The organism is uncultured Hymenobacter sp. (genome assembly GCF_964242765.1).
Classification (GTDB): Bacteria; Bacteroidota; Bacteroidia; order Cytophagales; family Hymenobacteraceae; genus Hymenobacter.
The window spans coordinates 63,161-71,983 of sequence record NZ_CAXTBM010000030.1; the positions used below are offsets into that span (position 1 = coordinate 63,161).

Below are 8,823 nucleotides of genomic sequence, written 5' to 3' on the forward strand. Positions count from 1 at the left end.
CAAATCAGCTACGGCTACCGGTTGCCTTATTCCCCGGCCGGACCACCGCCGTGTATCATGTCCGAAACGATGCCGCGATTTTTGGTTAGTTCGGCGTACACCACCCCCACGATATGGAAGGCGGTGAAGGCCAGCACGAGGTACATGGTGAAGTTGTGGACCTCTTTCACGGTGTGCTCCAGGCTGTGTAAAAACTCCACATCATCGGCATAGATGAGCACGAGGCCGGTGACCACCATCACCACGAGCATCAAATAGTAGAGCAGATAGGAGTACTTCACGAGCAGTGAATGGCGGTTGTCGCGCAAATCGGTGCCGCCCTGGCGGAACAGGAACCGGGCCTGCCGCAGTTTGGCGCCGAAGCGCTGCATGCCGTGCTGCGTGAATTCCAGCGCCACCCGCAGCACCAACAGCACCGAAAGCGCCACGCCCAGCCCGATGTGCCAGTCCCAGATGCGGTGACTTACAATGCGAGTCAGGCCGCGCACCTGCTGCTTGCTGAACGTGACGCCCTCGGTAGCCAGCACCTTCTGAAACTCGGGGCCGACGGTTTTCATCTTCACAATCACGTACAGAAACAAAATCGTAACCAGCAGGCCGGTCACGACCACCGTGTTGGACCAGTGCCAGAGGCGCAGGCCGAGCGAGTTGCGTTTTAACCCGGTAACGGGCGCGGTGGCAGTGGGTTGCGGTGTCATAGGAGCCCTGATAAAAAAGGAAGTGAACGAGGAAATATACAAGGTCAGGGTCTACAAGCCGCTATTACAGAGTAGGATGGAAGGGTCGAACGCACCACCCGATTCAGGAAGCCGCGAAACCTTACCCTTAAAAAGAGGTTAAACGAATTCGTTCTGCCTGTTTTTCAAAACCAACTACACCAATGATAGAAGCAAAAGGCTACGCCGCTCCGGCCGTTCATGAGCCTCTCACGCCCTTCCAATTCGAGCGCCGCGACGTAGGTCCGCACGATGTGCGCATCGAAATCCTGTTCTGCGGCGTTTGCCACTCCGATGTGCACCAAGTGCGCGACGAATGGGGCGGCTCCATCTTCCCCATGGTTCCCGGCCACGAAATAGTGGGCCGCGTGACCGAAGTAGGCGCGCACGTCAAGAACTTCAAAGCCGGTGATTTGGCCGGCGTCGGTTGCATGGTTGATTCCTGCCAGCACTGCCCCGAGTGCAACGACGGCCTCGAGCAGTATTGCGACAACGGCTTTGTGGGCACTTACAACGCCCGCGAAAAAGACGGTTCGCCTACCTACGGTGGCTATGCCAACAACATCGTCGTAACCGAGAAATTCGTGTTGCGCGTGTCTGATAAGCTGGACTTGGCCCGTGTGGCCCCGCTGTTGTGCGCGGGCATCACCACTTGGTCGCCGCTACGGCAGTGGAACGCCAAGGAAGGCGACCGGGTAGCCGTGATGGGCCTCGGTGGCCTGGGCCACATGGCCGTGAAATTTGCCGCCGCTATGGGCTGCGAAGTAACCGTGCTCAGCACCTCGGCCAACAAAGAGGCCGATGCCAAAGCCCTCGGCGCCCACAAGTTCGTGGTTACCAAGGATCAGGAGGCCATGAAGTCGGTAGCCAACTACTTCGACCTCATCATCAACACGGTTTCGGCCCCCATGGACCTGACGCCCTACGTGGCCAGCCTGCGCCGCGACGGAACCATGGTGCTGCTCGGCGTGCCCCCGGAAGCACCGCAGCTGCACGCCTTCAACCTGATTGCCAAGCGTCGCCGCATTGCTGGCTCGCTCATCGGCGGCATCCAGGAAACCCAAGAAATGCTGGACTTCTGCGCCGAGCACAACGTTATGTCCGACGTGGAAGTTATCCGCATGGACTACATCAACGAAGCCTACGAGCGGATGATAAAGTCGGACGTGAAATACCGCTTCGTCATTGACCTAGCAACGTTGTAAAACGTAACCAGACCAAGCGTACCAACCAAGAAGGGCCATCCTGCTAAGCAAGATGGCCCTTTTGGGGTTCTACAGTTTGCTGAACACGTACGGGTCGTACTCCACGTAGTCGTTCACGCGCAACTCTATGGTCTTCACTTTGTTGCCTTCGACTTCGAATTTAGCGGGCATCACACCGAATACGAGGTCGGAATAAGTGGTGCGGAATTCCTGGCCGTCCATGTAGTCGAGGGTGGCGATGAGGCCGGGGTGGGTTGGGAACTGAACCAGCAGCTGCTTGCCTTTCTGACTGATCGTTATCTGGCCGAACAGCTTGTTCTCGAACTTGCCGGTGTAGGCGCTCAGGGGCAGGGCGGGCTTGTTCCTTTTGCCAACCCGCTCGGCCAACGCCTTGGTAGGGTCCACTTGGGTGGCCTCGTACTGCTGCTTGCCTTTCAGGGCTTGGGCGCTTCGGTCGACGTACGGCACGCCGAGGTAGCTGTCGAGGAGCTGGTAGCGCAGCATCTCGAAGAAGCTTTGGTTGTCGTTATTGGTTAGGATGGCAATGCCGAGCCCCGCTTCCGGCACAAAGCACACATTGCTGACCTGCCCCGAGGCGCCGCCCGTGTGCCAGAATAGTTGCTGGCCGTTGTAGTCGGCGGCTTCCAAGCCCAAACCGTAGGTGATGAAGTGCATCGGGAATATCGACGATTTGCGGCTGCTAATCACGGTATTTGCGTCGCGGGTTTTGCGTAGGGCCGCCCACGGTACTACTTGCTTGCCTTCGTAGCGGCCACTATCGAGCTGAAAACGCAGCCACTTCGCTAAGTCCGTTACGTTGGATACCATGTTGGCGGCGGGGGCCATGTTGTCCCAGTTATCAAACGGCACCTTTGCCAGCGGGCCGAAAGTATTGGAGTAAGCGTAGGCAATATTGGGCCGTTGGGCAAAGCCGGCCGAGGCGGCAAACGTAGACGTCATGCCGAGCGGCTGCAACAGGTTTTGCTGCACGTAGGCTTCCCAAGTGGTACCGCCGGTAGCGGCCGGCACCACCTCACCCGCCGCCACAAAGCCGGAATTGCTGTAGCCGTAGTCGCGGCGGAATTGGCCGCCGGGTTTCATCAGGCGCATGCGTCGCACAATTTCTGGCCGCTGTATATTGGATTTGAAAAACGAGAAGTCGCCCTGAAACGTCTTGAACCCGAAGTGGTGACTCATCAAGTCGCGCACCGTTACCAGTTGCGAGGCCACCGAATCGTAGAGTTGGAAGTCGGGCAGGTACTTGCTGACTTTGTCGTCGAGGTTGAGCTTCTTTTCGCCATCGAGCTTGGCCAGCGCCGTGCCCGTGAAGAGCTTGGTGTTCGAGGCAATCATGAACAGCGTGTTGGCATCTACGGGCGCGGGCTTGCCTACTTCGCGCACGCCGTAGCCTTTCTGCACCACCACTTTTCCGTCTTTTACCACTACCAGCGCCAGCCCCGGCACCTGCCAGAGTTGCATGCCGCGCCGGATGTAGCCGTCGAGGCTGTCGGTTACGAAGCGATTGAAAGTGGGCGTAGTATTCTGCGCCAGCGCCGCCGGAGTGCCGCTCAGCAGCAAGGAGGCCGCTAGCGTAAGGCGGCGGAGAAAGTAGGGGAAAGGCATGTAGTAGGACAGTATGGAAAGCGGTTCAAGAAAGCCAAAAGTACATCTGTCCTTCCGACGCCGGAGGAATCTGAGTTAGAATCGTTGAACAACTTTCCCAGATTCCTCCGGCGTTGGAAGGCCAAGCGCGGCTTAGTTACTTTCCACCGGATACCGGAATGTGCCCTCCATCGTCAGGCGTTTGCCGCCACGGCCCGATTCGCAGACGGTGCAGCGGAAAGAACCCGCCAGCCAGTGCCGCTCCGCATTAATGGCCGTGATAGTAACCGAACCCGGATTATCCGAGCACGATTTGGAATAAGCGGCGGTGTTGCCGAAACGGTAGGAGGCATCCCGGTTGCGGCCACTCAAAATTTCCTGAAAACTGTAGGTGCCGGTTTTCAGCGGGAACCGGTCAATCAGGATGGTAAGGCCTTCGCCGTCGGGGTCGTCGGCCCGCACCACGTTGAGGGTGAGCGTACGGTCTTGGCTCAGGAAAAAGCGCGAACTGATGGTATCCGCTTTTACAGGCTGTCCGTTTACGCGCAGCGTAAGAACCCGCACCAAAGGCCGGGCGGGCGCAGTTTGAGTTGGCGCGGGCGTGGCACTTATCAGTAAGGCGCCCGCTAAACAAGAAAGAGCAAAGTATCTCATCAGCTTCAATTCAGACAAGAATCAGCCCAAAAGATACCACGAAGCCTTACCGTTCAGACAGAACGGTTCTTGTTCCGACGCAGGAGTAATCTGGATTAGCTCGTTAGGTGACTTCCTCAGATTTCTTCTGCGTCGGAACAACAACTGACCGACTGGAATACTCAGACAAGCAGACAAGCAAAGGCAAACGGAAGAACGCCAAGGTGTTAAGTGGTGCTGGCTTCGCTCGTGTACGAAACCGATGCTTGGAGCTGCATCCGGCCTGGGTACTGCTGCAAGGCCAGCGCCAGACAATCCATGGCTCGGTTTATCGTATCCTGATTCACGACATAAGCCAGCCGAATCTGTTGGTGGCCTAGGGTCGGCGTGGCGTAAAAACCAGCGGCCGGCGACACCATCAGCGTTTCACCCCGGTACTCGAACACTTCCAGCAGCCACTGCGCAAACCGGTCGGTATCATCGACGGGCAAATGGCAGAGCACGTAGAAAGCGCCGCCAGGAGTAGGGCACACCACGCCGGGCATTTCCCGCAGCCGGGCCACCAACAAGTCGCGGCGGGCCTGGTATTCGGCCTTGGTTAGGTCGAAGTAAGAATCAGGGAGGTCGGTAGCAGCTTCGCCCAGCAATTGCGCCAAGCCCGGCGGACTCACGCGCATCTGGGCAAAGCGCAGGGCCGCTTCGTGCAAGTCTTTGTTTTTGGTCACAAAGGCCCCGATACGCGCGCCGCAGGCACTGTAGCGCTTCGAAATGGTATCGAGCAGTACCACGTGCTGGTCGGCGTTGGGCAGGTGCAGGGCGCTGATGTAGGGCGCGTCGTAGCAGAACTCTCGGTAGGCTTCGTCGGAGAGTAGAAACAGGTGATGCTTGCGGCACAGCTCCAATACCCCCGTCAGTTCCTCGTGGCTATACACGTAGCCGGTGGGGTTGTTGGGGTTGCAAATCATGATGGCGCGCGTGCGCGGCCTAAGCACCAACTCGAAATCGGTGAGCGGAGGTAGCGCAAACCCGTCCTCGATATGCGACGTGACGGGCACCAGCGTAATACCCGCGGCCACGGCAAACGCCGTGTAATTGCCATAGAAAGGCTCTGGTACCACCAATTCGTCGCCGGGGTTGAGGCAGCACATCAAGGCAAATAAAATCGCCTCGCTACCCCCCGTGGTTATGAGCAACTCGTCGGCAGTTACGTTGATTCCGGCGCGCTGATAGTAGTCGGCCAGTTTCAAACGGTAGCTTAGGTGGCCCGCGCTCGGCGAGTACTCCAGCACCCGAATATCCACCTGCTGCACCGCCGCCATCACCGCCGGAGGCGTTTCAATATCGGGCTGCCCGATGTTGAGGTGGTGCACCGTCAAGCCGCGGCGCTTGGCAGCGTCGGCAAAGGGTGTCATTTTACGAAACGGAGAAGCCGGAATGTCCTGGCCGCGCTGTGATACTTGCAACATGGGCCCAAAGATAAGACCTACACTGTCAGAGACCTGCCTTTTGCCTCAGGAAAGTAGCGAGGCGGGCACTTCCCGCTTACACCGACGGCTCCCGGGCCGGGTCGCGCACAATCAGCGTGAGCGTGGTTTGCACGTAGTCGTTCATTTTCACCACCGGCGTTTTGCCGAGGCTGTCGAAGTCGCCGTTAATGTCGGTGAAGCTGGTAACCTGCGTGAACAGCGGCTTGTCTTCCACCTCTTTCAGCAAGCCACCCACCACGCCGCCAAGTTGCAGCAGCAGTTCAGCGGCGCGCACCGGGGCGTTGGCAATCACGCGCGCCACTTCCGCTACCAAGCTGCGGTAATCGTCGGAAGAGCGGGCTTGCTCCATTACGGCGGCGGTATCGCGCAAGCCCTGTTTGCTTTTCAACACCGAGAGCAGCACGTGTACTTGCGAGGGCACGGATCCTTCCGGCGTCATTTGCTTCCAGTAATAAGCGGTTTTATCGACGGGCAGATCTTCGTCGTCATCGATGCGGGCAAAACCGGAGAGGGTAAGCGTTTGAGGCTCGGGGTCCAGGTTGTCGAAGACGACAAGCAGCAAATACACGTCGGCAAAACCTGGGAAAGGCCACACCTTGGCCGTTCGATTGTTCTTGACCAGCACCCGCGACAAGCGCACTTCCAGGCCCGTTACGGTTTGTGAATCGGGGATGCCAAATTCTTGCACTCTGGTAGCCAGCGGCGACGCCGGTAACGATACAGTTGAAATAACGGCGTCGGTTATCAAATCAAGAGCCATAGTAAAGCAGGTAGAGAGGTTAGAAACGACAAGCACTGAAATTCAATAACCGGAATCTGACGTAACGTTGTCTGCAAGTCACTGCCACCAACAAGCCCACTTCGTTTCGGTTACGCATCCATGACATCTTCTCCTACACCTCAACCAGAGTTCTGGTTGCGCGGCCCGTTGCCCGAGGTGCCGCCCTTGCTTCAGCCCGTTGCTCACGCTTTGCTACAGGCCCGCCAGGATGTGGAAACTGCCCTCCAGAACTTTCCCGATTCGCTGCTATCGGCCCGTCCCGCCGGCGTGGCCTCGGTCGGCTTCCACTTGCACCACCTCGCCGGCGTCCTCGACCGAATGCAAACCTACGCTCGACAGCAGCCCCTGTCGGAAGCTCAGCTAGCTTACCTCGCTGCCGAAAACAACGTGCCTACCACGCCCGGCAGTACAGCCGTTCTGGTTCAACACTTCGGCGACGCTATCGACCACCTATTGGCGTATCTGCCTACCGTGCCGGAAGCTACGCTCTCCGAGTTCCGGCCGGTGGGCCGCGCCAAACTACCGAGTACCGTTATCGGCCTGTTGGTGCACGCTGCCGAGCATACCACTCGCCACGTTGGGCAGTTGCTCGTAACGGCGCGGGTGGTGCGGGCGGGGTTATCCTAGGCGTTGCTACGTTACTAGTGGCTATAAAAGCAATGCCAACGTAGTACTGGCAGTTAGCTGAAAAGGCCATGAGTTGGGCAGTTCCGCTGCGCAGAATCCATTGTAAAACCTGCGGTGTGAGGTGTTGAAATCGAGCAACTCAACTATAACCCCGTTGCGCGCAGGACGTTGGTGAATAGCACGCAAGTTCAACCAACCTTAACTCTAATGGAAACCAAACCAACTTCCCTGCCCCCTCAAGCGCAAGACCAGCAGCCCGGTATTGAGCAGGAAATGACGCCCCGGCCGGAGTATATCCGCCCCGGCTATAAAGGCAGCGACAAACTACAAGGCAAAATTGCCCTCATTACGGGCGGCGATTCTGGTATTGGGCGCTCGATAGCCGTTCATTTTGCCCGCGAAGGTGCTGACGTAGCTTTCGCCTACTTGCCTACGGAAGAAGAAGACGCCTATGAAACCCGGCAAATGGTAGAGCAAGAGGGCCGTCGGTGCCTTACGCTGCCCGGCGACCTGCGCGACCCGCAATTCTGTCAATCCATCGTCGATGAGGTGGTGCAGGAGTTAGGTGGGTTGAATATTCTCGTCAACAATGCCGCTGAACAGTTCGTGAGCACAGACCTAACGGAAGTATCTGACCAGCAGTTTGAAGACACGTTTCAAGTGAATTTCTTTTCGTTTGTACGGGTAACCCGTGCCGCGCTGGCTCACCTCAAGGAAGGCGACTCTATCATCAACACCTCGTCGATCAACGCCTACCGCGGCAATCAGCAACTCGTGGATTACACGTCCACCAAGGGGGCCATTACGGCCTTCACCCGCTCGATGGCGCAGCAACTCGCCGAAAAGAAAATTCGCGTCAACAGCGTAGCGCCTGGTCCTATCTGGACTCCGCTTATTCCGGCCAGCTTTCCCCCTGATAAAGTAGCTTCTTTCGGCAAAGACACCACCATGAAACGTCCTGGGCAGCCCTCCGAAGTAGGTCCCTGCTACGTATTCCTGGCCTCCGACGACGCCACCTATATTACCGGCCAAGCCCTACACCCCAACGGCGGCGAAATCTTGAATACGTAAGCTGTAGGTTTCGTAGTTAGCCTTTATAAACAGAATAGCCCTTCACATGTGAAGGGCTATTCTGTTTCAAGTAAACAGCTTAAAAGCCAGTGTCCCAGCTAGAAAGCACTAGTTTGTATTATTGGCCGGTAGTAGAACCAGTGGTTGCTGCGCTAGCAGTTGTGGTACCTTCCGACGTAGTGGGAGCCGTAGTTGCGCCGGCGCTTTCGGGGTTGGTGTTGCCATCTGGAATCGAGGCCTTGTTGCGGGTTGAGTCGATACCCGCTTCTGAGCCGGCAGCCTCTGTGGTGCTAGCACCAGCAGCCCCTTCTTGATTGCCGCCACACGAAGCGAAAGTAAACGAGGCCGTAGCCAACACGAGAAACAATGCTTTTTTCATAGAGTAGGCTTTTTAGTGGTGAGCAGAAGGTTGACTGGAGTAGTAAGGCGCTGAACAGAATCGCGCCTTCACAACTTAATACGAGCTGCTGCTTCAGGGTAACCCTCTCTTTTAAAGAAAGACGCATCCCTTGGTGCCCACCACGACTCTGGCAATAGAAGGACTGGCCTTACGGGGTGAAACCTTTATTCCTAGAGCACAAAAAAGACCGACCTAAGCGAAAAGCCTTCTGAAAGAAGCTCTTTGTTTAAGTCGGTCTTTTGATTGTGCTGTAGAAGAAGGATTCGAACCTCCACGGTGTAGTTAGCCGGCCGCCGGACCA

The 8,823-nt window shown here is 57.2% G+C and carries 9 protein-coding genes; 3 read left to right on the top strand and 6 right to left on the bottom strand.

Annotated features, from left to right (window positions below; all coding sequences use genetic code 11):
- Positions 1-26 precede the first annotated feature (26 nt).
- Positions 27-698: a cytochrome b/b6 domain-containing protein gene (locus ACFE7X_RS14005; protein WP_375436297.1), complete on the bottom strand. Its 672-nt coding sequence runs from the start codon at positions 696-698 to the stop codon at positions 27-29.
- A gap of 182 nt (positions 699-880) precedes the next feature.
- On the opposite strand from ACFE7X_RS14005, the gene ACFE7X_RS14010 reads away from it, so the two are divergent.
- Entirely contained in the window at positions 881-1,921 is a 1,041-nt protein-coding gene (locus ACFE7X_RS14010; RefSeq protein WP_375436298.1) for an NAD(P)-dependent alcohol dehydrogenase, read from the top strand.
- Between the two features lie 69 nt (positions 1,922-1,990).
- Here the strand turns inward: ACFE7X_RS14010 and ACFE7X_RS14015 are convergent, their stop codons facing one another.
- The 4 genes from ACFE7X_RS14015 to ACFE7X_RS14030 form a co-directional block, all read right to left on the bottom strand.
- On the bottom strand, positions 1,991-3,544 hold the full coding sequence (locus ACFE7X_RS14015) for a serine hydrolase (protein ID WP_375436299.1): 1,554 nt from the start codon (positions 3,542-3,544) through the stop codon (positions 1,991-1,993).
- Positions 3,545-3,676: 132 nt separating this feature from the next.
- On the bottom strand, positions 3,677-4,177 hold the full coding sequence (locus tag ACFE7X_RS14020; protein ID WP_375436300.1) for a hypothetical protein: 501 nt from the start codon (positions 4,175-4,177) through the stop codon (positions 3,677-3,679).
- Between the two features lie 206 nt (positions 4,178-4,383).
- The gene (locus ACFE7X_RS14025; RefSeq protein WP_375436301.1) at positions 4,384-5,622 is read right to left on the bottom strand and encodes a pyridoxal phosphate-dependent aminotransferase; all 1,239 of its coding nucleotides are present in this window, start codon (positions 5,620-5,622) and stop codon (positions 4,384-4,386) included.
- Positions 5,623-5,698: 76 nt separating this feature from the next.
- A complete protein-coding gene (locus tag ACFE7X_RS14030) occupies positions 5,699-6,403 on the bottom strand; it encodes a hypothetical protein (protein ID WP_375436302.1) in 705 nt (234 codons plus the stop codon).
- Positions 6,404-6,523: 120 nt separating this feature from the next.
- On the opposite strand from ACFE7X_RS14030, the gene ACFE7X_RS14035 reads away from it, so the two are divergent.
- Entirely contained in the window at positions 6,524-7,051 is a 528-nt protein-coding gene (locus ACFE7X_RS14035; protein WP_375436303.1) for a DinB family protein, read from the top strand.
- 207 nt (positions 7,052-7,258) lie between these two features.
- The gene (locus ACFE7X_RS14040; RefSeq protein ID WP_375436304.1) at positions 7,259-8,122 is read left to right on the top strand and encodes an SDR family oxidoreductase; all 864 of its coding nucleotides are present in this window, start codon (positions 7,259-7,261) and stop codon (positions 8,120-8,122) included.
- A 118-nt stretch (positions 8,123-8,240) separates the two neighbouring features.
- Here the strand turns inward: ACFE7X_RS14040 and ACFE7X_RS14045 are convergent, their stop codons facing one another.
- Positions 8,241-8,501: a hypothetical protein gene (locus tag ACFE7X_RS14045; RefSeq protein WP_375436305.1), complete on the bottom strand. Its 261-nt coding sequence runs from the start codon at positions 8,499-8,501 to the stop codon at positions 8,241-8,243.
- Positions 8,502-8,823: the final 322 nt, after the last annotated feature.

What these genes read in the sequence shown, in the direction of transcription:
- ACFE7X_RS14005 (WP_375436297.1), bottom strand. Translation starts at nt 698, where the DNA reads ATGACACCGCAACCCACTGCCACCGCGCCCGTTACCGGGTTAAAACGC.
- ACFE7X_RS14010 (WP_375436298.1), top strand. Translation starts at nt 881, where the DNA reads ATGATAGAAGCAAAAGGCTACGCCGCTCCGGCCGTTCATGAGCCTCTC.
- ACFE7X_RS14015 (WP_375436299.1), bottom strand. Translation starts at nt 3,544, where the DNA reads ATGCCTTTCCCCTACTTTCTCCGCCGCCTTACGCTAGCGGCCTCCTTG.
- ACFE7X_RS14020 (WP_375436300.1), bottom strand. Translation starts at nt 4,177, where the DNA reads ATGAGATACTTTGCTCTTTCTTGTTTAGCGGGCGCCTTACTGATAAGT.
- ACFE7X_RS14025 (WP_375436301.1), bottom strand. Translation starts at nt 5,622, where the DNA reads ATGTTGCAAGTATCACAGCGCGGCCAGGACATTCCGGCTTCTCCGTTT.
- ACFE7X_RS14030 (WP_375436302.1), bottom strand. Translation starts at nt 6,403, where the DNA reads ATGGCTCTTGATTTGATAACCGACGCCGTTATTTCAACTGTATCGTTA.
- ACFE7X_RS14035 (WP_375436303.1), top strand. Translation starts at nt 6,524, where the DNA reads ATGACATCTTCTCCTACACCTCAACCAGAGTTCTGGTTGCGCGGCCCG.
- ACFE7X_RS14040 (WP_375436304.1), top strand. Translation starts at nt 7,259, where the DNA reads ATGGAAACCAAACCAACTTCCCTGCCCCCTCAAGCGCAAGACCAGCAG.
- ACFE7X_RS14045 (WP_375436305.1), bottom strand. Translation starts at nt 8,501, where the DNA reads ATGAAAAAAGCATTGTTTCTCGTGTTGGCTACGGCCTCGTTTACTTTC.